This is a genomic window from Methanohalophilus mahii DSM 5219 (assembly GCF_000025865.1).
GTDB classification, from domain to species: Archaea; Halobacteriota; Methanosarcinia; order Methanosarcinales; family Methanosarcinaceae; genus Methanohalophilus; species Methanohalophilus mahii.
The window spans coordinates 1,175,214-1,199,741 of the sequence record NC_014002.1 but is presented as its reverse complement, the minus strand read 5'-3'; the positions used below and the strand labels follow the sequence as shown (position 1 = coordinate 1,199,741).

14 protein-coding genes are annotated in these 24,528 nt (G+C 43.3%); 5 read left to right on the top strand and 9 right to left on the bottom strand.

The features are described from left to right. Positions 1-90: 90 nt before the first annotated feature. Entirely contained in the window at positions 91-5,289 is a 5,199-nt protein-coding gene (gene cobN, locus MMAH_RS05875; protein WP_245526202.1) for a cobaltochelatase subunit CobN, read from the top strand. A gap of 162 nt (positions 5,290-5,451) precedes the next feature. Continuing rightward, a complete protein-coding gene (locus MMAH_RS05870) occupies positions 5,452-10,719 on the top strand; it encodes a cobaltochelatase subunit CobN (RefSeq protein ID WP_013037621.1) in 5,268 nt (1,755 codons plus the stop codon). 132 nt (positions 10,720-10,851) lie between these two features. On the opposite strand, the gene MMAH_RS05865 is transcribed toward MMAH_RS05870, so the two are convergent. The 8 genes from MMAH_RS05865 to cdhA all read right to left on the bottom strand — a co-directional run bounded on the left by MMAH_RS05865 (position 10,852) and on the right by cdhA (position 21,121). Further along, positions 10,852-11,853, bottom strand: coding sequence for an aspartate-semialdehyde dehydrogenase (locus tag MMAH_RS05865; RefSeq protein WP_013037620.1), 1,002 nt, complete (start codon positions 11,851-11,853; stop codon positions 10,852-10,854). 206 nt (positions 11,854-12,059) lie between these two features. After that, a complete protein-coding gene (locus tag MMAH_RS05860; protein ID WP_013037619.1) occupies positions 12,060-13,169 on the bottom strand; it encodes a DUF362 domain-containing protein in 1,110 nt (369 codons plus the stop codon). An 80-nt stretch (positions 13,170-13,249) separates the two neighbouring features. After that, positions 13,250-14,662, bottom strand: a complete 1,413-nt coding sequence (gene acsC, locus MMAH_RS05855) for an acetyl-CoA decarbonylase/synthase complex subunit gamma (RefSeq protein ID WP_013037618.1) — start codon at positions 14,660-14,662, stop codon at positions 13,250-13,252. A 1-nt stretch (position 14,663) separates the two neighbouring features. Continuing rightward, positions 14,664-15,983, bottom strand: coding sequence for a CO dehydrogenase/acetyl-CoA synthase subunit delta (gene cdhD / locus MMAH_RS05850; RefSeq protein ID WP_013037617.1), 1,320 nt, complete (start codon positions 15,981-15,983; stop codon positions 14,664-14,666). A 22-nt stretch (positions 15,984-16,005) separates the two neighbouring features. Then, positions 16,006-16,761, bottom strand: coding sequence for an ATP-binding protein (locus MMAH_RS05845; protein ID WP_013037616.1), 756 nt, complete (start codon positions 16,759-16,761; stop codon positions 16,006-16,008). Between the two features lie 15 nt (positions 16,762-16,776). Next, positions 16,777-18,174, bottom strand: coding sequence for a CO dehydrogenase/CO-methylating acetyl-CoA synthase complex subunit beta (gene cdhC, locus MMAH_RS05840; protein ID WP_013037615.1), 1,398 nt, complete (start codon positions 18,172-18,174; stop codon positions 16,777-16,779). Positions 18,175-18,199: 25 nt separating this feature from the next. After that, positions 18,200-18,712, bottom strand: coding sequence for a CO dehydrogenase/acetyl-CoA synthase complex subunit epsilon (gene cdhB / locus MMAH_RS05835; protein WP_013037614.1), 513 nt, complete (start codon positions 18,710-18,712; stop codon positions 18,200-18,202). A 3-nt stretch (positions 18,713-18,715) separates the two neighbouring features. Next, positions 18,716-21,121 (bottom strand): CO dehydrogenase/acetyl-CoA synthase complex subunit alpha, encoded by a 2,406-nt coding sequence (gene cdhA, locus MMAH_RS05830; RefSeq protein WP_013037613.1) that lies wholly within the window; start codon positions 21,119-21,121, stop codon positions 18,716-18,718. Between the two features lie 264 nt (positions 21,122-21,385). On the opposite strand from cdhA, the gene MMAH_RS05825 reads away from it, so the two are divergent. The 3 genes from MMAH_RS05825 to MMAH_RS05815 all read left to right on the top strand — a co-directional run bounded on the left by MMAH_RS05825 (position 21,386) and on the right by MMAH_RS05815 (position 23,302). After that, on the top strand, positions 21,386-22,264 hold the full coding sequence (locus tag MMAH_RS05825; protein ID WP_013037612.1) for a rhomboid family intramembrane serine protease: 879 nt from the start codon (positions 21,386-21,388) through the stop codon (positions 22,262-22,264). Positions 22,265-22,290: 26 nt separating this feature from the next. Next, complete coding sequence (locus MMAH_RS05820; protein WP_245526200.1) at positions 22,291-22,674, top strand: hypothetical protein; 384 nt, start codon at positions 22,291-22,293, stop codon at positions 22,672-22,674. Between the two features lie 118 nt (positions 22,675-22,792). Beyond that, complete coding sequence (locus tag MMAH_RS05815) at positions 22,793-23,302, top strand: TIGR00288 family NYN domain-containing protein (RefSeq protein ID WP_013037610.1); 510 nt, start codon at positions 22,793-22,795, stop codon at positions 23,300-23,302. Position 23,303: 1 nt separating this feature from the next. On the opposite strand, the gene MMAH_RS05810 is transcribed toward MMAH_RS05815, so the two are convergent. Continuing rightward, positions 23,304-24,491 (bottom strand): homocitrate synthase family protein, encoded by a 1,188-nt coding sequence (locus tag MMAH_RS05810; RefSeq protein ID WP_013037609.1) that lies wholly within the window; start codon positions 24,489-24,491, stop codon positions 23,304-23,306. Positions 24,492-24,528 lie beyond the last annotated feature (37 nt).

The window sequence follows — 24,528 nt, the reverse complement described above, 5'->3', positions numbered from 1 at the left end:
TACCAAACAGGGACCCGGGATGTGGCATACTATCGAGGCGATAATATGCGATATGGAAAAGTGTGTTTATTAGTTTTAAGTGTATTGATTATGCTGGCAGTGGCAGTGCCGGCGGTATCGGCTTCTGAAAATATGATGAAAATTAACAATGTTACCAGTGATGAGAATGGTAATTTTGTCCTTGATGACATTCCCTTTGGTGAATATGAACTATATGCCGCCAATTATTCTGAAAGCAGGGGTGAATGGAAGTGGTACAAAGGAAAGATTGATGTTGAGGTAAACGGTTCCGACCTTACCAATCAATCCCTAGAAATTTCATCATCTTCCATGATTGATGAAAATTGGATCAATTCTTATATTGATGGTTATAACATATCAGGTCGTACTTACAGTACTGGTATGGGGAATGAATACAATAAATCCAGTAATGTAGTTCTTCTAACTCGTGAATCATCCAATTTTGTTTTAAGCACTACCAGTGATGAGAATGGTAATTTTGTCCTTGATGACATTCCCTTTGGTGAATATGAACTATATGCCGCCAATTATTCTGAAAGCAGGGGTGAATGGAAGTGGTACAAAGGAAAGATTGATGTTGAGGTAAACGGTTCCGACCTTACCAATCAATCCCTAGAAATTTCATCATCTTCCATGATTGATGAAAATTGGATCAATTCTTATATTGATGGTTATAACATATCAGGTCGTACTTACAGTACTGGTATGGGGAATGAATACAATAAATCCAGTAATGTAGTTCTTCTAACTCGTGAATCATCCAATTTTGTTTTAAGCACTACCAGTGATGAGAATGGTAATTTTGTCCTTGATGACATTCCTTTTGGTGAATATGAACTATATGCCGCCAATTATTCTGAAAGCAGGGGTGAATGGAAGTGGTACAAAGGAAAGATTGATGTTGAGGTAAACGGTTCCGACCTTACCAATCAATCCCTAGAAATTTCATCATCTTCCATGATTGATGAAAATTGGATCAATTCTTATATTGATGGTTATAACATATCAGGTCGTACTTACAGTACTGGTATGGGGAATGAATACAATAAATCCAGTAATGTAGTCTTGTTAAAAAGTCTCGCTACATCTTCATCATATCCTCTGGTCAATGTTTCCATAATAACGGGTTATTCAAGTTACGAACCTCAGTTAGAAAGTTTGGTAGGCAGGATCAACAATGATTCAACTCTTAATTTAAGTGTTTCATACCATTTGCCATCTACAATTGATGATGAAACCGATTTGAGTAATGTTGATGTAATTTATGCAAAAATGTTTACAGATAGTGCCAGTAAAATTGAAAATGAGGTAGATTCGGCAATATCCAATGGAACAATTGTTATTACAGATAATGCTGCTCTGACGGAAAACATTCCTGCTGAGTTCTTGGATGATAGGGACGAAATTATAGAAATACTTGAAGCTTATTGGAAATACGGAGCTACCGAGGAATCCAATTTTGATAATATGATCTATTATCTTGCCAAAACATTTGTGGATAGGAATGATCTTGACGTAAAAGCGCCGGATGGCTCTCCAAAAGCTATCTATCATCCCAATATGACGGAGAAATCCAATTTCACATCAAATTCAACAGAGTATTTTGACTGGTATAGAAACAGGGAAGATGGGCATGCCTTTGATGAAAATTCACCAACCGTTGGTCTCACGTTTTACAGCTCCTATTATCCGGAACGTATGGGCCCATTTGATTCTCTCATAGCTGAACTTGAATCAAGAAATATGAATGTCATTGCATGTTATGGTTCCAGCAGTGATTATGTGGATCCTTTCTTCAATCATACTCCTGAAACCAAAGTGGACCTTATTCTATCGTCCACCTACCGCAGTCAGTATTTCGATATAGAAAATCTGGGTGTACCGGTGATGAATACGGTTACCAATGGTTACATGAATCTGACCGAATGGAAAGAGACAAGCTCACCATTGCCAAATACTTATATGATAAGATTATACAGGCCTGAAACCTGGGGCTGGATAGATCCGATAATGATTGCCTCAACAGAATTCGATTCACAGGGTAATAAAATATATGAACCTGTTGATACTCAGGTTGAGTGGCTTGTTGATCGGGCAGAAGCTCAGACAAATCTCTCTGCAAAAGACCATTCTGATAAAAAAGTCGTAGTCCTCTACTATAACCATGGTGCTGGGAAGAATAACATTGGTGCCTCGTATCTGGAAGTTGTACCAAGTATCGGCAATCTACTTGGGGCAATGGCAAACGAAAGTTACGATGTACAAAGTTCGAGCATTCCCAACAAAACCGAACTTGTAGACCTTTTCGTGAAACAGGGTACGAATATAGGTACATGGGCACCCGGCGAACTGGAAGATCTTGTGGAAACTAACAAGGTGGAACTAATTCCCGAGCATACCTACAGAAAATGGTTTGACACTCTTCCTGAAGAACGAAGAAAGGAAGTAACGGATAGATGGGGTGAAGCTCCCGGTGAAATAATGGTCTATGAAGATGATTCAGGTGACCGATTCGTGGTAATTCCCAAAATAGAGATAAGTGACAATGTAATTCTTGCCCCACAACCCACACGTGGATGGTTTGATGATCTTGATGCCCTTTATCATGATGCTGATCTTCCGCCCCATCATCAGTACATTGCTTTCTACCTTTGGTTGCAGAATGATTTTGATGCCGATGTAATGGTTAATATGGGCAGACATGGCACGGTTGAATGGTTGCCGGGTAAGGAGTTCGGTCTTTTCAGCGAAGAATGGCCGGCTCTTATGGTCGGTGATATCCCGGTTGTCTATCCTTATGTAATGGATGGAATGGGAGAAGGTATGCAAGCCAAACGCAGGGGTAGTGCAGTTGTAATAGACCATCTGATACCGCCTGTTGTAATGTCTGGGAGTTATGGTAACTATACAGATTTGAATGAAAAAATCTCACAATACCATGCACTTGACTCGGATCCAGATACACAGGAAACACGTTTTGAAGAAATCGTGAATCTGACTTATGAGTTACATCTTGATGAACGAATAAACATGACATATGCAGAGGCAGAAGATGAAGATTTACGAGATCATTTTCTGGATGAACTTGATGATGTGCTCAGAGAATTGAGAACAACTTCAATGCCTTATGGTTTGCATATATTAGGCAAGGCTCCAAAAGGAGAACAACTAAGTGAAATGGTTTGTTCCATGTTAGGTAAGGATTTCAAAGATGAAGTTGCACAATACAATACTTCAGAAAAAGCTCCGGTTTTACTTCTGGATCTTGTTCTGAATCAGAATACATCTTCAACTGACGCCCAATTGCAGATTTTGGGAGAAGGCAATAACTCTGATACAATGGACAATTACCTGTCCAAAGCAACCGAATATTCTGATAAATTATCTTTAACTGAAGACGAGCTTCAACAGTTACTCAAGGCTATGGATGGCAAGTATGTTGAACCCAATTTGGGTGGAGACCCAATACAACGTTCTGATGCTTTACCTTCCGGTCGGAATTTCTATGCTTTTGATGAACAGCTAATTCCGACAAAACAGTCTTGGGAGCTCGGAAAGAAGATGGCCAATGAAACGATGGATGCTTATCAAGAAAAACACGGAGATGATGCTTATCCCAGTAAAGCAGCATTCATTCTATGGGCCGGAGAATCTACTCGTCATGAGGGTGTGATGGAAGCAGAAATTCTTTATCTTCTGGGTGTCAGGCCTGTATGGGGCAGTGGTGATAAGGTGGAGGATGTAGAACTCATTCCATCTTCTGAATTGGATCGTCCACGTATAGATGTGCTTGTCCAGATATCAGGGCTTTACAGAGACAGTTTCCCTCACAAGGTGGAACTGATAGACAAGGCGGTATATCTCGCCTACAACGCACCGGATAACGGCTATGATGGTACTAAGGATGAAGAGCGACCTGCAGCTGAATACATTTCCTATGATTCGGCGGACAACACTAACTACGTGAGAGAGAACACCAACAATATCTATGATGGTTTAAATGCTACATTGCAGAACGAAACTGCCTCAATGAACATTGCTTTGCTCAGGATATTTGGCCCTGCAGATGGTTCTTACGGAACGGGTATGTCCAATGCTGTTTCGGCCAGTGATACCTGGGAAAACAACACAGAACTTGCTGACCTCTACATGGACAGGATGAGCAATGCTTATGGTGAGTATGTCTGGGGAGAAAGTATGGAGGAAATTGCCAGCCAGTGGGATGTAGCGGATGATTCAATCGACAATAAAGATGTATTTAATGACAATCTGGAAGATGTCGGGGCGATTGTCCACAGCCGTAGTTCTAACACCTATGGTGCAATGGACACGGACGATTTCTTCCAGTATTTCGGCGGTTTGAATCTGGTGGTCAGTGAAGCTTCCGGCATGGCACCGGAAACATACGTAATGAATCTGCAAAACCCAGATGCTGAAAAGATAGAGACTCTAAGCACCTATCTTTCCAGGGAGATAGTAACAAGATATTTGAACCCAACCTGGTTTGAAGGTATGCAACAGCATGGCTTTGAGGGTGCAGGTAAAATGGGTAATTTTATTGAGAATCTCTGGGGATGGGAGGCTCTGCATCCCGATCTTATTGCGGATCATGTCTGGAATGATGTGTATGACGCATATTTCACAGGTGAAAACCGTGAATGGATAAAAGAGACAAATCCATATGAATACCAGTCTATGAATGCCAGGATGCTGGAAACAGCCCGTAAAAATGGATGGGATGCATCTGATGAACAATTAAAATCCCTTGTTAGTGAATTTGTGGAATCAATCGCCGAAACAGGAGATGTTACTTGCTGTCATCATACCTGTGGAAATCCGGCTCTGCAGGATTATGTTGATGGTTATCTCTCAATGCCCGGGGTCGTTGATGAGGAAACAGCTCAAAAATACAGAGAGATAATGGATGAGGCTACCACATCTTCTGAATCATCGTCTACTTCTTCAACCTCCTTCAGCAGTGGTGGTGTGGGCAGTGCACAGATAGTGAACACTTCAAGTACAGGCACTGCTTCTAATCAGACAACTTCCAGTTCTGATGGTGGGTATAGTGAATCCGCACAAGATCCAACACCCGATTCCACAGAATCCAGCAGTGATTACGTGGAAGGTTATGAAATGACAAAGGAAAACCCAAGGAACGATAACTCCGGTGGTTCATCCTTCTCAGGTGCTGATATTGTGGGAACCGTGCTGGTACTTGCAGCAGTAGGTGCCATGTATATTGGTTTCAGAAGGAGACAGATGTAAGTGATGAGCACCCCTTTGGGTGTTTTTTTCTTTATTTCATAAATATGGAATATGCTATGAATCGAAGAACAAATTAAATTTATTATAATAAAGTAAATGTACACATCCCGGTTCTGCTACCAAACAGGGACCCGGGATGTGGCATACTATCGAGGCGATAATATGCAACATACAAAGATGAGTCTATTAGTTTTAAGCATATTGATTATGCTGGCAGTTGCAATGCCGGCGGTATCGGCAGATGAACAGATTAATATCACATATATAGGTCTTGAAGATCAAAAATCGATTTTGAGAAATGCTTCTTTGGAAAATCCTTATTCTGACCAGATAAATTATACTTTCGTGCCTGCATATGACGAATGGGAGGTAAGCGATGAGATTCAAAATGCTTCAACCAACGGTTTAAACGAGTTTCTGCTGACTCAGGATGTCATTTTCTGTGATATGTTGTGGGAACCTAGCTGGGAACCTTTAAATGATACATTATATGCAGCTCACATGAATGGAACCTCTTTACTAGCTATTAGGTCATCCAGTATTCCTTCTTACTTTGATTACAAACCTGATGGGACAGAAGAAATGTGGGCAGAAGATAAAATATGCACATATTTTAATAATATGGATAGTTCCTCATATTCAGGAAGGAAAAGTGCTGAAAACCTGTTGATACATCTTTCAAGGGATTATGGCAACCATCCTGAGGTCACTGACAGTTGGCCCATGATCAATATTACTTATATAGCTGATTCTTCGAGCACCCCACTTTCCAAAGCAAGCAGAACCAACTCTTATGCTGAATTTATAAACTTTACTTATATTCCCTCTTATCTATCTGATTATAGCGGAATGAGTAATGAACTTAGCAATGCTTCTGACTCAGGTTTTCTATCTACTCAGGATGTTATATTCTGTGACATGATTATGTATGATGAGGACTTTAACAATACTTTTTACGGACCACATAAAAATGGTACATCTTTGCTTGATGTAAAATCTAGTTTAACACCTGCATATTTTGATTATGTCTCAAATGGTTCTGTCAATGATCCTATATGTAACTATTATAACAATATGGAATCTTCAGGAAACGGATTGAAGAGCGCTGAGAACTTCTTGCTTCACCTCTCAAGGAACTATGGTAATCATCCGGAAATTACAGATGAGTGGCCACAGCTGAACTTCACTTATGTCTATTACACTCATAATGAACCCATTGAGCAGGCAAGTCTTACCAATCCCTATGCAGAATTCATAAATTTCACATATATACCTTCCTATAAACCTGACTGGAGTGGTATGAGTGATGAACTTCACAATGCTTCTGATTCTTTTTTTCTTTCCACACAGGATGTCATCTTCTGTGACATGATAGGTTATGACAGTGAATTTAACAGCACTTTCCTTAAGGCACATGACAACGGCTCTTCCCTGCTTGACATAAACTCAGGAAACGCCCCTGCCTTTTTTGATTATGTATCCAATGGGTCGGAAAATGATACGATTGCTCTGTATTATGCTAATATGGGTGAAAGTTCTTCTGGCAGGATTAATGCTGAAAACCTTTTGATCTATTCTTCAAAGGAATATGGAAAAATGAATTTCCTGACCGAGGGGTGGCAAATTTCGGGTGAAAGTGATATTATCCCTGAGGTAGGTCTCTATCATCCTGGTTCAGAGAAACGTTTCTTTGAGACAACCGAGGAATATATTCAATGGTATTCCAATGTTTCTGCAGACAATCATAGTTATGATCCTGAAAAGCCCACTATAGGAATGTGGTTCCATAGATCGGATATCACAAAGGAACAACTGGATGTTGTAAATGCCCTGATAGAGGATATTGAAAACAAGGATTGCAATGTGCTGGTTGGTTTTGATACCTTCAATAATATTACCGAATATTACTGTAATGAGAACGGTACACCGCTTGTTCAATCTGTAATATCTCTAAAAAGTTTCAGGTTGAATTATTGGGACAATGAAAAAGGAATTGAGGAACTTAAAGCCCTTAATGTGTCAGTGCTGCGGGGTATAGTTGCCGATGTTCCCACAAATCCTGATCCTGCGGATGCCAACAGGGGTATTCCCAATTCCCAGATGGTGTATAAGACCATTGCACCCAACGTGGATGGGATATTCGAATACATATTGATAGGTAATGCTGTATATGATCCGGATAGTGAGAGTACCCGGTATATTCCCCTTGATTCCCAGATTGACTGGATTAGCAATCGTTCCATTAAATGGGCTAATCTAAAACTTAAGGAAAATAAGGACAAGAAAGTTGCTGTGATTTACTATAATTATCCTTCAGGTAAGGATAATATCGGGGCCAGTTACCTTGATACCATAACAAGCATGAGACTTTTGCTTGAAAGAATGGATTCCAATAATTATACGGTTTCTAATATCCCTGAAAATAATTCAGTCCTGCTTGAACAATTACAATCCCAGGGAATAAACGCCGGTTCCTGGGCACCCGGAGTAATGAATGAGATGGTTGAAAACAGGACTGAATGGGGACTGCAGTTAATTCCTATGGAAACCTATCATGAATGGTTTGAACAGGAAGTTCCTGAAAATCTTCAGAATCAGGTGATAGAAGAATGGGGCGCTCCATGGGAAGAAGATTTACCACAGAATAAATCCCTGATGATATGGGAAAATGAGACCGGCAAATATCTGGTTATACCGGCGGTACAATATGATAATGTCTGGCTCATGCCGCAGCCTGCACGTGGAATGATGCAGAATGATGATACCCTGTATCATAGTGCACTTGTACCACCGCCCCATCAGTATATTGGATTTTACTTCTGGCTTAACAAAGAGTGGAATCCTGATGCCATAATTCATTTCGGAACACACGGTACTCATGAATGGCTGCCAGGGCAGACATATGGTCTCAACAGGACTGAAGAATGGGCACCCATATTGTTGCAGGACTTACCCAATATTTACCCATATATAGTTGCTAATGTCGGGGAAGGCCTTACAGCGGAATACAGGGGCAATGCACTGATCATCGACCACCTGACACCTACCCTTGTTAGGTCCGGTAGTTATGGTGAAATTGCCAACCTATCCCAGCTCATGCAGGCATACTATGGACCGGAAATGAGTGAACAGACAAAACAGGCTTATCAGGTTGATATAATTGATGAAATAGTTGATCTGAACCTGAGTGTGGATTTGGGACTGAATGTCACTGAACTTTACAATTATAATACCACTGAATTTGGGGATTTCATCAAGAATGTACTCCATGAATATGTGGAAGAAGTAGAGGGAGAAAACATCCCTTATGGCATGCATGTTTTGGGAGAGGTACCATCTACCAACATGACTGATCCAGAAAAGGATGAACTTTCCTGTATGGTTCGGGCCATGATGGGTAACAAGTTTGAAGAAAACGTAAGTGCAGCCTTCTATCCAGAAAGTGAATATCCTCTTGGCATTCCTTCAAATGATACTAAGGTAAATCAACTGGTCTGGGAAGTGGTAACTAATGGTACCAGTGTGAATGATTCCCAGATGCGTGTATACAATGCGATAAATGCTTCAGTTTCCAGTGATCTGGAAAGGGGTATTGTCTACAGGGACAGGCTAATTGGATCGGCAGCTGAGATGGACAGGGTTATGTCTGCACTTTCGGCTGGTTATGTTGAACCCGGGCCAGGTACAGATCCGGTGATGAATCCTTCTGCAGTGCCTACAGGCAGGAATTTCTATGGAGTGGATCCGCAGTTATATCCTTCCGAAGCAACATGGAGATTGGGTAAATACCTTGCAGAACAGATGCTCACGGATTATCATGACAAACATGGTGAATATCCGCGTAAAGTGTCCTTCTCGCGTTTTGGTGTGGAATTCATAAGGGATCATGGCACCCTGGAAGCAGAAGCCCTCTACTTACTTGGTATAAAACCGGGATGGGACGCCAACGGCAGAATTGACCTGAGTAAGTTTGAAGTGATACCTGAAGAAGAACTTCAGCCTTCCTATGGTGACTATCCGGGAAGACCCAGAATTGATATTGTCTATGCTACTGCGGGTATGCGTGACGCTTTCCCTGGCAAGATCAAGATGCTTGACCATGCTGTTGCAATGGCAAATGAAGCACCTGCAGGAAATTATTCAAACTATGTGAATGAGAGTACATCTGCCATCTATGATGAACTATATGCACAGTTTTCAAAGGAAATGACTGAGGAGGAAGCAGATGAGCTTGCACGTCAACTTGCTAACATGCGATGCTTTGCCGTAATGGATGGCACCTATGAGATCGGAACTGGTAATGCAATTGGCGCAAGCGGTTCCTGGAATGATGAAGGTGAGATTGCTGAAATATACCTTGAGAAAATGGGATATGTATACGGAAACGATCTCTGGGGCTTCAAAAGTTCTGAGTTGCTCACATCAAACCTGCGTAATGTGGATGCTTCAATCCACTCGGATTCATCCAATCTTTATGATACGTTGGACAATGATGACTTCTTCCAGTACTTCGGTGCATTGAATCTTGCAACACGGTATGTTTCGGGTACTACTCCTGAGATGTACGTCTCCGACACCCGTGATCCGGATGCAGCCACCATGGCGGGTATGCAGGAATACCTGATGAAAAACCTGCGTTCACGTTACTGGAATCCTAAATGGATGGATGGCATGCAGGAATCCGGCTATTCCGGAGGACGCATGATGGCCGAGTTTGTGGACAACCTGTGGGGATGGGAAGTTTCCAATCCTGAACTTGTGGATGATAGTGTATGGCAGGAGACCTATGAGTTATATGTAAATGAAGATATGAATGAGTGGTTCGATGCTAATAATGCAGAAGCTTATCAGTCGATCTCCGGAAGAATGATTGAAGCCATAAGAAAAGGTTACTGGGAACCATCCGATGAAGTAAAGGAAACCCTTGTTAGTGAATATGTAGAATCAGTTGCTGAAAATGGTGCTGCATGTTGTCATCATACCTGCGGAAACCCTTTGCTGGACGATTATGTAGATGGAATAATGTCTGTCCCAGGTGCTGATGTTGTAGATCAGGAAACGATGGACAAATACAAGGAACAGTTGGAAGCTGCAATCGGATCATCCGAAAAGTCGTCTACTTCTTCAACCTCCTTCAGCAGTGGTGGTGTGGGCAGTGCACAGATAGTGAACACTTCAACCACCGGTTCAGCCTCAAACCAGACCACCAGTACTTCGGATGGGGGTTACGGTGAATCTACACAACAACCAACATCCGAGTCAGCAGAATCCAGCAGTGATTACGTGGAGGGCTATGAGATGACCAAGGAAAACCCGCGAAATGACAATTCCGGTGGCTCATCATTCTCGGGTGCTGACATTGTTGGAACCGTACTGGTGCTTGCAGCAGTAGGTGCTATGTATATTGGTTTCAGGAGAAGACAGATGTAAGTTGTGAGCACCTTAGGGGTGTTTTCTCCCCTTTATTTCTGTTTAATGAAGGAGAATTGAAGACAGAAAAAAGAACTGATGGGGATATCCTTAACTCACAGGATCTCCCTCTATTTTTATATTCAACTCAACTCAATTCAACTCAAGTTTTTCTGCGATCTGTACTGCATTCAGGGCGGCACCCTTGAGGATCTGATCCCCACAGATGAAGAATTCCAGCCCGTGGTCACCGAACACGATGTTCTGCCTGATCCTGCCGACCTCCACATCGCATTTCTGGGTGGCTGTCAGGGGCATCGGGTACACGTTATTCTCGATGTCGTCCTTCAATTCAACACCTTCAACTGATGCCAGCAGTTTCCTGGCAGACGCCGGAGAAATTGGTTTTTCAGTTTCGATAACAATGCTTTCCCCGTGGACCCTGAGGGTCGGGATCCTCACGCATGTACAGCTGATGGGGATGTCCGGCTCTTCGAATATCTTGTGGGTTTCCCAGACAACCTTCATCTCCTCACGGGTGTAATCGTTCTCCTGGAAACTGTCGATATGAGGGATCGTATTGAAAACAATGGGATGGACGAAAGCCTCATTTTTGACCTCCTTGCCCTCCAGATAATTCCTTGTCTCATTGATCAATTCATTCATTCCAGCGGCTCCTGCACCGCTGGTTGCCTGGTAGGTACTGATGATGACCTTCTTCAGACCATACTCTTTATGGAGGGCATACAGCGGAATGGCCGCAATTGCGGTTGTGCAGTTGGGATTTGCAATCAGCTTTGAATCCCCGATAGCATGGGCATTGATCTCCGGGACCACAAGTGGCACATTATCATCATACCTGTACGCACTGCTGTTATCGATCACGTAGCATCCTGCATCCGTTGCCTTTCTGGCATTTGCCTTGCTCCACGAGCCGCTTATTGCGAAAAAGGCAATATCAAGTTCCGAGTAGTCTACCATGTCTGCATTTTCGATGGTAATTTCTCCGAAGGGAGTCTCCATTACCTTACCGGCGCTTCTCTGTGATGCGTAGAGTCTCAATTCTTCTACTGGAAAATCCCTGTTACTCAATACTTCGATAATTTCTCTGCCTACCGCACCGGTAGCACCCATAATTCCAATCTTGTAACTCATTTTCATCTTCCGTTAGCTGTCGGGCAATCAGATGCGTCCCGATTTTTTTGATATTTTAACAATGGTGAATTTTTTGAAAGCTGTAGTATTCACCAATAATCTGCTATTCACTCATAAGGATGTTTGCTGCATTATAGTATATACATAGAATAATAGTATTATCATCAGAAGAATTTGCAAAAACTCCTCTTTTTTGTCCTTACTTCTCAGATTTCGATAAGTTCATAATCCCGATTTCCAAGCCCGATTTCTTCTCCGTGACTTAACTGGATATCTCCCATACTGTTCTTCCAGACACCTGTAAACTTGTCCCCTCCGGGCTCCATATTCTCTTCCAGTTTGGATGCAGTAAATCCTTGCTGTTTGTTTACAAGGTCCAGGCTTGCCTGGTCGATAGCCACAGGGTCTGTGGAGGCCAGGATGCCGATATCCGGTACAAGAGGTGTATCGCTCCAGGGCACGCAATCACATTCCGGTGTGATACGGACAAGGAAGTTCATGTAGCCTATTTTATTCTGCCTTCTGGCAACAGTACCAAGGGCATATTCGGTCATCATTTCCATGAAATCCGGTATATTTTCATAATTAAACCCGATCGCCTCAACAGGGCATACTGTCATGCATTCTCCGCAGCCTATACACTTGTCGTCGTCTATTGTGGATATATTGTCATTATTAATCTCCATTGCATCGCAGGGGCATACTTCCACACAGGTGGCACATCCGTTACAAATTTCTGCATCAATTTCCGGATGAAGGCCCTTGTGCTGCTCCATTTTGCCTCCCACAGATCCTCCGCCCATTGCCAGGTTTTTGATAGCGCCTCCAAACCCTGCAAGTTCATGGCCCTTGAAATGGGACATCACTATCATACTCTGGCATTCAAGCAGTTCGGTTGCTATCTTAACATGATCAAAATGTTTCCCTTTGATTGGTATCTGCCGGAAACTGTTGCCCAGCAATCCATCTGCTATTATCAATGGTGCCCTGGTGACCTCATAGCCAAAACCGTGCTCAATTGCCGTTGTAAGATGGTCCACTGCATTCCTGCGGGATCCTGAGTAGAGGGTGTTCGTGTCGGTAAGGTATGCCCTGGCACCGCAGGAATGGATCTTATCCACAACCTGTCTAACGTTTACCGGATTTATGAAGCCTTCATTCCCCTTTTCCCCGAAATGCAGTTTAATGGCGGTGAGTTCGCCTTCATCGATTATTCTGTCAAAACCTGCCGTATCGTAAAGCCTTTTGATCTTCTGGACTGTATTTTCACAATCTCTGCGTACTTTCAGGTCGACAAAAAATACTTTGCTTTTCATGAATGCTAAATCTATATTCAGCACTAATAAATTTGGTGCAAAAAGAGATGTGCATCCGCATTAAGCGGATGCTGGTTGATTTATTTATCCTGCGGTGGCCAGTTTTTCTCCAGCCATCCAGGAAGTCTGCCGGAGTCTGCAGGTCCAATAAGCACTTTTGAACCCACCTTGTCCTCGACATCACCCTGCAGGCGTGCGGACAGGCCGGGCAGAATGACGGTGTTGTAGTTTGTCTTTTCCTTCAGGTCAAACTTGGCATTTTCCAAGGTCTTCTTGATCTTGTCTGCGGTCAGCTGTCCACCGGCAACAGCAGCCTCTACGCCTATACCCTCGGTATCTGCCACCACGATGTAGCAATCTATCTTGTTGGAAGAAATATCACTTTCAACGGTGTAGTAAGTGAGAGCGAAATTGGTGGTCACTATAATTGGTGAATCGGCAGTAGGTGAACCGACTTCCCATACACCCGGATCCACAGTTACAGGTTTTCTTGGATCTGTGTAAATGGTATCTCTCAGGTGCATCTCCGGCAGCAGTGCATAAGGCTCAATGCTGTGCATGATCATTATGTCGCCGTATTTCACAGTGAGTACGGAGGCTACCACGGTTTCCCAGTAGGATGCACTGACATCGTCATCGTAGGCCATCCATGCAGTCAGGGGAACGGCCATTATCGGATAGGCGATTTCGCCATCTCCATCGATACCTGCTCTTCTGATCTTCAGGAAATTCTCGAACGTTGTCTTCAGTTCCTTGCCTGTAGGGAATGTTCCCGGATCAAGTACAAGGTCTTCTATTCCCATTTCTGCAAATGTCTTTGCCATTGACTTGAGCAGGTCCAGGTCATTCGGTGCGAACAGGGTTACAGGCACCTCGTATTCCTTTGCAAGGCCAGCAACTTCTTTCCAGTTCTCCTGGTTGGCCGCATACATTAGTGGCTTTTTGTCTGCTGCTACTTCCAGAGCGGCTTTTAATACTGCCGGATCAAAAGAACAGAGTATAAGTGGTAATTCTGTGAGTCCGATCACCTTTTTCACGGTGCTAGCAAAAGTTTCGGGTTTGCCGGATACACAACGTACCGCTACCATATCAAGGGTCAGGAATTCTCCCACATAGAATTTCTTGAAAGTCTGGATGGTATTGATCCTTTCCTCAAGTTCCTTATCATCCATGGTGTCGGTGACATCGTATGCATAGGCTGTCTTGTTGAAAAAGGTCAATTTATGACGGAATAGAACATCATCTCCGCCAATGTTGACTGATTTTTCACCAGTGCCAATGGTAACTTCCCTGATTTCCGGGGCAAGCAGTTTTTCCAGTTCCTCGAGCTTTTTGGCATACTTATCTTCCTCGATCATGGGAAGACAGTCTTTGGCACTTTTGGAACGGTCTATAAGGTGTGAGGCAAAGGCCATACATGTATCTTCACCACACCTGCCACAGTTTGTTCCCGGCAGGTATTTGTAAGCATCAAGGGGGCTATTAATCTTCATTTTATACCTCCGCAGTGATCCAGTTGGTGATGTCGGGAGTCTTTGCTTCAATATTGCCATAGAGAGTTTGTGTAATCTCTTTGAGCACCTGTACGGATGTTGGGTGCATCATCATGAACATGTCATTGCCTGCAAGGGCAAGGGAAAGTCCAGTAACAATCTCCCAAATGGGTCCCCTATATTCTCTGGGTCCCCAGTCAGAATCTTCCTTAAGGGGTGATTCTTTCATCCAGGATTCACGTGCACCCCAGGCATTGGTGGTACCGGAGGACATCGGGAAGTTTAGTTCATCGTCACCCATAAGGGCGGACAATCTAATCCTTTCCATGTTACTGTAAGCATAGTCAAGACCGTATCCCAGGGCTGCTGTTGTCGGATCCATCACAATGCTGTCACGTGGGACATTACACTGCTTCATGAGCTTACGGTTGAGTTCCTTCTGTGCATTGATCTCAAGCTGGGTCCAGGAGAGGACTGCATGACCGTTATCTGTTGCCGCCTTTGCCACTCTTTCATAATCCAGGTTAAGACTTGCGGATGCAAGCAGGGCACGTTCTCCTTGGGCAACCTCTGCGGCTTTTTCAAGTACTTCAGGATCTTTCTGTGGATTTCCTGAACCACCGATTACGATAGGCACATCAACTGCCTGTAATACATCCTCTACTACCTTTGCAGCCTCCTTTGGGGAAGTATCATTGATAAGAGGGTCTGTAGAAATCAGGTGAATTGTAACCATATCTGCATTATACTCATTGACAACCTTTTTTGCCCATTCTGCCGGGTCTCCCATAACGTCTTCATAATTGGATTTGACAGATTTTGCCATTGAGATAGGCATGTCAAAAACATCCATTGTGACATAATTACGGTTGGGCATTTCTGCATCGAAATAGAATGGCATTGCCTTTTCACCACCCAGGGTTATGGTGTGGTCTCGGCTTCCTCCATCTGCGGAAGTTGCACCAAGGGTTACTTCCCCGATAGGTGTGTTCCATTCGCTACTTCTGGCAACATCGAATTTAGCCTGCAACAGTTCCTCTATTGTAGGTTCTGTCTGTAATGCCGCAGTTTCTCCTCCGGTTCCAAGACACTGTGCAAAGAGCTGGTCTACAGGATAGCCCAGCATTCTGGCGATGTTTGCCACATGAAGGGAGATCTGGGCGGCTTCATGGCCAAGGGCATAAGCCATCGCCGGGTTCATTCCCCCACCTCCCTGTATATCAAGTTCTATGTCACCTTCGATAGTAACCCCTTCCAGGGATTCCACATCGAGGTCTTTTAAGATACTGTTAAGTTCTGAAAGTTTGAGTTTATCTGACATTCCACTTCCACCATCCGGTTATTTATTGCAATCCAAGTTTTGCTGCGATTCTTTCAACTTCGATAACGGCTTTTGAATCTTCTGGAAGATCATAGAGAGCTTCCCCTGCGAGATCTCTCTCTGCGATCTTTTCATCCGTTGGAACAAGGCCTATTAATTTCAGGCCAAGTTCATTCGCAGTTTTCTGGATCTGTTCTTTATTGTCTTCTGTGACTTTGTTTGCGACCACATGGATATTACGCACATCTGTTTCCAGCTCATGGACAAGTTCACTGATTCTTTCGGCAGTCCTCATTCCTCTTCGGGAACCATCGGTAACCACAAGAAGATCATCGATATTCCTGATGGTCTTCCTGCTGAAATGTTCAAGACCTGCTTCCATGTCCATGATAACTACGTCATAGTTTTCGGTCAGGCGGTCCATGATTCCACGCAGCAGATTGTTAACATAGCAGTAACAACCTGATCCTTCGGGTCTTCCCATAACCAGCAGGTCATAGTCAGGTAACTCATTGAGTGTCTCGTATATCTTGGATTCGAATATCGATTCCTTGTTGATATCGGGTGGCATGTTGTCCCGTTCATTCATCATGTATTCCTTGATGTCACCGATGGTACGGTCTGCTTCACATCCCAGGGTTTCCGGGAGGTTGGTATCCGGATCAGCATCGATTGCCAGGATAACCTTCTCACTTTTTGTCAGTTGGCGCATGAGAAGAGTCGTTATAGCTGTCTTCCCGGTGCCGCCTTTACCTGTAATCGCAATGATTTTTGTCACAGAGATACCTCTGTATTACTCGTTGTTCTTAATGATTATCTTATCAACAGATACCTTTGCATTTTTGAGAATAACCTTTACACCGCCACTTCCAGAACTTGGCATGGCTGGCATATTCATTGGCATGGAGGCAGGCATCTGCATGGCGGGAGCGGTTTGTTGTGGAGTCTCCTCTTCCTCTGCAGCCTCTTCCTCTTCTTCCTTTTCCCATCTATTGACAATTGGATGTTTCTTTTCCTTCAGGAAGTTCCTGAGGGTTTCCAGATCCGATACATCCTCTTCAGTTGCGATCTTGTCTGCTATATCATCCGGGATATCATCAGCTACACGGTCCTTGAGATGTTTGGGCATCCAGACCACGCGTTCCCATCCGCCGTCAGATTGGATGAACTTGGGAGAACGGAAATAATTTATACCAATTCCCAAAAATCCGCTTATCTGTTTACCTCCTCCTGTCTGGCCGGCCATTGTGGAGAATGGGAGTCCGTTTGGTGCGGCTCCTGTGAAGTCCCTGTCTACCCATCCGATACCGTCAACCTCGGGTATATAGAACCCTACAACTTCGAAACATCCACAGGATGTATGTGGATAGTCAAAGAATGAGTGTAGTTTTATCCGGTCATATTCCCCGCTTGAAAGGGATTTTGCAGTCTCGTTAACACCGGTATATTCACCCGACTCGTCATCGATTACATCACCTTTTGGTATCGCAAACTGTGGTCCTTCGGGGTCTACTTTGGCAGCTGCTCTTCCGTCAAACCAGTTGATAGCACCACATAGAGATATCCTGTCCGGGGTTATCACACAGACATTGGATGGTGCAAAGGACTGACAGAGGGTACATCCATAGAAAGTATCGACATCCTCATCATGGAGGTTGCGTGTTCTGTCATCCCTGGCCTTGTACTTGGCTTTTGCCTCGTCCATGAGTTTTTCAATCTCGTCCTTGTCCGTGATATAGGTTGCTTCCACCTTCTCTATGAAAGGGAGTTCGTTCTTGAAAAGCATCATTATTGCCTGTGCAATGGATTCAAAGGAGGTGACCCCTTTTTCCACAGCCTCTTTGCTTAAACGAACCCACACATCATAACGCTGGTTCAGGTGCATAAGCCCCTGTATGTAATTCTGGAAATCGTGGTTCCTTCTTTCCACAATGGATTCAAGGTCTTCTTCCACGAGTTCCCCGGCAATCTTGTATATCATGGCAAAGGGGTATCTTCCTCCCTCTTCCATATCTTGGACGTCCGGACCGATCATGTTAAACTTGCCGTCTACCACGTCATCCATCTCAGCTGCCTTTACAAGTTCAAAACCAATGGATTTGGGACCTGAAAGTTCCACATACATATCATTTTTTCTGATTCTTTCTCCTTCAAACATTGGAGAAATTTCAAAAGGAAAATCTTCAGCCATTCTTAATATCCTCCCTCTTTAAAATTCAAAGGTTATCAATAAGTTCGTCCAGTGCTTCCAGATGTACTTCAGGTGTAATATTACCAAAAGACAGGGTAGCATTCTGGGTATAATGTCTTCCTATGTTAATTGTTTTCAGGTCTGAAAAATTCTTCAGCCCTGAAAGGACCTGATTAATATAATATTTTTTATGTCCAAGCAGGATTATCAGATCATAACATCCGTTATCATCCAATCCGGCCCACTTTGGGTCACAAAGAAAAGTACCGAGGAAATGGATGTTGATGTATTTTGCATCCACTCCGTCTTCATCGATAAATCCCTTTATGGAATGCCCGGTAGCAGCTACAGGTATACCTTTCTTTGCTATTGCTTTTGCACGGGCAAGGAGTTCTTCTTCCAAAACCTCAGAACCAACAACAAAGAGAGGCCTTTTAGCTTTTTCGATCATCTTTGCTACAATTGAGGGTTTTGTACCCTTGGCAGTTTTAGGCCCATATGTTGTATAGACCTTCAGGTTTTTTGAAACATCAGCCATTTTTTAAGCCTCCTTGCACAATCTTTTCACGTTGGTGGGTTGGGCCGAAACATCCAATTTACTGGTGGGTCCAGACAAAATCTTCTTTTTGTTCCAGTCTATTTCCCATCCCAGCTCTTGTTCAAGTTTCTTCAGCAATTCTTCACGTCTTGCAAGTGGCAGATCGGTTTCACTTCTGACAAACTTATACCAGTCATCAGGGATTATTCCGAGGTATTTTTCGCTGAGTTCGATGTAATGCGTAAGTTTGATCATTCTGCCCATATTGTTATCACTTGGACGGATACAGTTCTTTGCAAGCATAGGCATCATTTCCTCAATGGTTTCTGCGGTTGTCAGCAAGAACTCCGGAGCTGCCGGGATATCCATTGTTTCCCCGTTTCTTGCATCCAGAACCTTCCATTTATCTTCCTCATAGGGTTTGCCTATGAGTGCCCTGCGGTATTTTGAACCGTGTGGTCCGAGAACAACTGGTATTCCCAACCTGTTACAGCCGGTTCCAATTGAAGATGCTTTCTGGGAATATGCACCCCATGCAACACCAACAGCCCCAACACGGTTGAGAATATAATCGGCGATTTCTTCATAATTACCCGTGATATTACGCTGTGCAAATATCGCGGCAACCTTTATGGCAGCAGCTGTAATGTGGGAGTTGGAAACACATGAGCCCACGTTGATAAGGTTTCCTTTCTGGAACCTTGCCGGATATTTTTCGTAAAGTGTTTCTCCGTCTTCATTCTGGTACATACCAAGATCCATTGCAGAACACCCGGACATCAGGACGATGTAATTACGGCGCAGCATCTCGTCTGCTATCCTATACAGGTCTTTTGTTCCATCTGGATAGTTTGAACATCCGACCATTGCAATGATGCCTGGTGTGGTACCCATAACAAGGTTGACACCTTCCTCACGGATTTCGGGGTCACTGATCTGGCCACGTCCTACGCGAACCTTGCCCTTTTCTTCGCGGATTACTCTCTGGGATGCTTTTTCAATTACATTGAGTACAGGTATATCCTTTGGACACGCCTGTTCACATCTGCCACAGGCTACACATTTATCATGAAGTATTTCGAAAGGTCTTAGATCACCTTCTTCAGCGGCGTTCATGGCATCGCTGATTGGCAGGTTTGTCGGGCATTCGAGTTCACATGCAAGACAATGTACACATCTGGAGGTAAGTTCGTTGAACTCTTCTTCAGTAGGTAGGGATACAACACCTTTTTCCTTGCGTATTTTTGACATTTCCTGTGCAAGTCTGGGGGCAACTTCACCAAGTTTTTCAAAGTCAAGGATTAGGGCACCGTCATCCCTGCCGGATTTGAGATCATCTATGATATCTTCAACATCATCTTCGGACCTGTCAGGCAGTCCATACATAATCTTGTCATTGGTTGTGATGACAGGCATCATCAGTTCCCGTGCTTCCCTTAGCACGTCGGCGCGTACACACTGCTCATCAACAACAATAACATCAGGAACACCGGAGCGTATCATCTTGAGTTCCTTGGCAAGGGTTCCGACAACCTTGGCCTTTGGAACGTCTCCTCCTTCGGTTCTGTATCTTGTCATGTCCAGGGCGGTACAACACAGACCACAAAGTTCCATATTTTCGGTCAGGTCATTATCTTCCATATAGTCAATAATGTCGGTTACTCCGGCAACGTTATGGCCGATTACAAGCAGGACAGGTTTTTCGGAGTCGATGGTTCCCATACCAATTTCGGACAATGGTGATTCTTCATCCGCTTTTGGCATTTCCAGACAGGAAACCTGAGCGATATCGGAGACTTCCATTCCCACATGATCGAGCATACCACCATGCATTGCCTTGGATTCGAAGTCGATTGCTTCTCCTTCCTGCCCCATATGGACACATGCAAGAAGCTGGACGAGCTGTTCCTCGACATAACTCAAGGCGTCTTCAAGGTCGCCGAGGGTTTCAGGTTTTTTACCTGTTACCATCTGGACATTGGGAGCAATTATATTTGTTTGCCCAACTTTAAGCGGGTAATCTGCCCCGTATTTGTCTATCAGGTGATGAAGCAGGTGTCTTCCATGACCGGAGTGGGCTGATGCTCCTGTGATCACACGCAGCATGAACTCCCTGGCGTTATGGCCTTCCATATTGATACCACATGCACCTTCCTTGTTCCCGGTAAGGTCACAGGTACCGAATGTACAGTAGCAGCACTGGTCACACATTGGTGTGTAGACTGCATTATATCTTTCAAAAAGTTTGTAGTCCCAATCCCTCAGGCCGGAGATATTGGGTTTTACAGTGGGTCCGACTTCTCCTTCTTCAGCGGCGGTTTTTTCGATAGCACCTACAATGCTGCCGATATTGATCTGGACATTTTCCAGATCACTGATAGAGAAAGTCCCTGTTTTTAGTTCACTCATCTGTGTATGTCCTCCTGGGTATCCCATTGTCATAAATGTATGGTGACAAAAGGGAGTGTTACAAATAAATCATTTCGTAATAATTTATACAGTTAATCGACTGTGACATAACTATTGTGTATCCAATATATAAGTCTTTCTGGTATTTATCATGATTATAATAGACAAATCTTTTTATTTGTTTGCGGCGTTAATTCAAACTGCTTTCTGATTATGGAAATAGATTTATTTACTTTTGCATATGTGTTTAGGTAGGAGGATATTTTGGATAATCAATGCTGGATATGCGGTAAGAAAGAGCCTGTGATGTATAACTGCCGCTATTGTGGCAAAACCTTCTGTTCTGACCACCGCCTTCCTGAAAGACACGGATGTGAAGGATTGGACGATGGAACACGTTTCCACTCTCCACAAGGTGCAGCAGGAAGTGGTGGTAGTAGAGACCGCAGTACTTCCGGTTCAGATAAAATTGTGAAGGATTTTTTAAAAGAAGCCACCAAAAATGCTGCAAAGGGTGCGGCTGGGAGTGCATTTAACAGGACTAAACGCTCCTTTTATGCTAGCCCTTCGATGGCCATAATAATTATATGTATATTTTCCTTTTTCCTGGAGCTCCTGCTGGGCCAGCCTTATTACACTTTATTCCAGCTTGAACCGGGTAATATCCTATCACGGCCCTGGACTTTGATTTCTCATATGTTTCTCCATGCAAGTCTTGGTCACCTGTTCTTCAACATGCTTGTTCTCTATTTCTTTGGCAGGATACTGGAGAGGCGCATTGGCAATTCAATGTTTATCTACCTGTATTTCATTTCCGGGGTAGTTGCAGCTTTGGGTTTCATTGCAACGACCTCTACTAGTTACCCCATGGTCGGAGCCAGTGGGGCAATAATGGGTGTTTTTGCAACTCTTGCAGTTCTTGAACCAAATTTGCCAGTGTATGTTTTTTTCTTCCCGATGACTATCAAATCTGCCCTAATACTTTTTGTGATTGTGGACTTATTTTTCATGTACGTGAATATTTCCGGGGATATGATAGCTCATGCAGCCCACTTGAGCGGAGTTTTTGTCGGTATCATTGTGGGGCGCAGACTTAAGAAGAACCTAAAAGTTTCCCGGGGTTCTTTTTACAGGCGGTGGTGATATTGGGCTCCACCAAGCATCTTTCTTTGCTATATCCCAAGCCCCGTGAAGGGGAAGAAATTCCTGTACAGTTAATCGATATGGAAAAAAAGATTGCAGCTTGGTCACCTGAAATTAGAAAGACTTTATACTTTGAAGCTTTTGAACAGGCCGAAGGATTAAAAAGAATAAGAGAAGTATTTGTTTTAAGGGTGTATAACTGGTACCGTGATGGTCAATCTATCATTGAGTTGACAAATGACGAAAGAATGCAATTTGAGGATATTTTCAACAAATTTCTCTTATACAGGGGAGAGATTAGGTACAGGAGAAAGAAAGAAGGAAGGAGGTACAAAAACTATTTCGTACTTGTGGACGATTCATATTCCAAAAAGAATGTAAATGAATGGTTGCTTGCTGAAAGATTATAAGGTTTGCAGGTCCTTAGTTGTTATTATAGTCATTATTTGTAATTATGGTTGATTGTTGCTGATACTATGGTTGCATGTATGTGTTATTATAATGTTTATACCTGCAATAAGAGGCAATATGCAGAATGTAAAAACCGGATTTAGTTCCATAGTCAAATACCTGAGTACTAAAAAGGAAGTGGGACGAAGGAGTATTGGACTTCTTGTAGATGGTCCCAATGTCCTGAGAAAGGAATTTGATGTAAATTTAGAAGAAATAAGGGATGTATTGAAAGAGTACGGTAATGTCAAGATAGGACGTGTTTTCCTGAATCAATATGCTTCTAATAAACTTGTAGAAGCCGTGGAAAACAATGGTTTTGAACCTGTTATTTGTTCAAGCGATGTGGATGTAAGGCTTGCTGTTGAGGGAATGGATCTTGTTCATAACCCCAATATTGATACTCTTGCACTTGTGACAAGGGATGCCGACTTTAAACCCTTGTTAAATAAAGCAAATGAACACGGCAAAGAAACTATAATCTTTGGTGTAGAACCTGGATTTTCAACTGCCCTTAGAAATTCTTCTGACTATGTTGTAATTTTGAATACAGGAGAGGTTTCGATACCTGAAGAAGAGATGTCTTGAATTATTCATCATCTCTTTTACAGGACCTAATATCATCGATCATTTCTTCCAGACGTGGTCTTGAGATTCCACGTTTGATTTCTGTACAATTCTTTACTTTTTCCATTAATGCACATAATTCTTCGTGTTCAAGGGAAATTCTCATGTCCTTAATTATCCCTTTTAAGGCCTTCAAGCCTGTATGCTTACCTACTATGAGGTTTCGGACCCCGCCAACCATCTCCGGGGAAAAGAGTTCGTAAGTCCGCGGCTCTTCCAGGATTGCCATCACGTGTATCCCGGATTCATGCGTGAAGGCATGTTTGCCCACAATAGCTTTATTTACGGGGGTCGTCAGGCCGGAATAATCTTCAACTTTCCTTGCAAGGCCGTTAAGATGTGTGATATCGTAGTTTTCGATTCCGTACTGGACACGAAGGGCTACAAGTATTTCTTCAAGAGGAGCGTTTCCCGCTCTTTCTCCGATACCGTTTACGGTGGTATGAAGTTGCTTTGCCCCTGCTTCGGCTGCTGCTAAAGTATTTGCAGTGGCAAGTCCGATATCATTGTGACAGTGAATGCATATGGGTGTATGTACCTTTTCTTTTACCTTTTCAACCAGGTATTTGGTAGTAGAAGGATTTAATATTCCGATGGTATCAGCGATGCTCACATAATCAACATTGTATTTTTCCGCTTCCTGGAATGCGTGTTGCAGGGTGGGTATGGGTGTACGAGTGGCATCCTCTGCGGCAAACCTTACTTGGAGTCCATGGTCTTTTGCATACTCTACTGCTTCCATCGAGCAACTAAGTACATCGCTGCAGGAGCGGTGGTATTTGTGTTTTAAGTGAAGGTCTGAAAGAGCTATAAATATGCTTACTATATCAACATCACAATCAATAGCAACATCCACATCCCCTATGATGGATCGGGCCAGGCAACACGTTTTTGCATTCAGGCCCATATTGCTAATTTCCTTAACTGTTTCTTTTTCAGAAGAAGAAACGACAGGGAATCCGGCTTCAATAACCTCGACACCAATTGCATCCAGTTCATTTGCCAGGTCAATTTTTTCTTCTTTGGTAAATGCAACACCAGGGGTTTGTTCGCCGTCCCTGAGGGTAACATCACATATCTCTATGTCAAGAGGTTCGATATCAATAAAATCCATCATTTCATTTCTGGAATACTCTTTATTTGGAGCCATGTTATCGCTTTCCGGTCCTATCTTTACTTTTATATTT

Bases quoted from the DNA above. Each gene is read 5' to 3' on its own strand.
- cdhD (WP_013037617.1), bottom strand. From the start codon at position 15,983: ATGTCAGATAAACTCAAACTTTCAGAACTTAACAGTATCTTAAAAGAC.
- acsC (WP_013037618.1), bottom strand. From the start codon at position 14,662: ATGAAGATTAATAGCCCCCTTGATGCTTACAAATACCTGCCGGGAACA.
- MMAH_RS05860 (WP_013037619.1), bottom strand. From the start codon at position 13,169: ATGAAAAGCAAAGTATTTTTTGTCGACCTGAAAGTACGCAGAGATTGT.
- MMAH_RS05870 (WP_013037621.1), top strand. From the start codon at position 5,452: ATGCAACATACAAAGATGAGTCTATTAGTTTTAAGCATATTGATTATG.
- cobN (WP_245526202.1), top strand. From the start codon at position 91: ATGCTGGCAGTGGCAGTGCCGGCGGTATCGGCTTCTGAAAATATGATG.
- MMAH_RS05810 (WP_013037609.1), bottom strand. From the start codon at position 24,491: ATGGCTCCAAATAAAGAGTATTCCAGAAATGAAATGATGGATTTTATT.
- MMAH_RS05815 (WP_013037610.1), top strand. From the start codon at position 22,793: ATGCAGAATGTAAAAACCGGATTTAGTTCCATAGTCAAATACCTGAGT.
- cdhA (WP_013037613.1), bottom strand. From the start codon at position 21,121: ATGAGTGAACTAAAAACAGGGACTTTCTCTATCAGTGATCTGGAAAAT.
- MMAH_RS05865 (WP_013037620.1), bottom strand. From the start codon at position 11,853: ATGAGTTACAAGATTGGAATTATGGGTGCTACCGGTGCGGTAGGCAGA.
- cdhB (WP_013037614.1), bottom strand. From the start codon at position 18,712: ATGGCTGATGTTTCAAAAAACCTGAAGGTCTATACAACATATGGGCCT.
- cdhC (WP_013037615.1), bottom strand. From the start codon at position 18,174: ATGGCTGAAGATTTTCCTTTTGAAATTTCTCCAATGTTTGAAGGAGAA.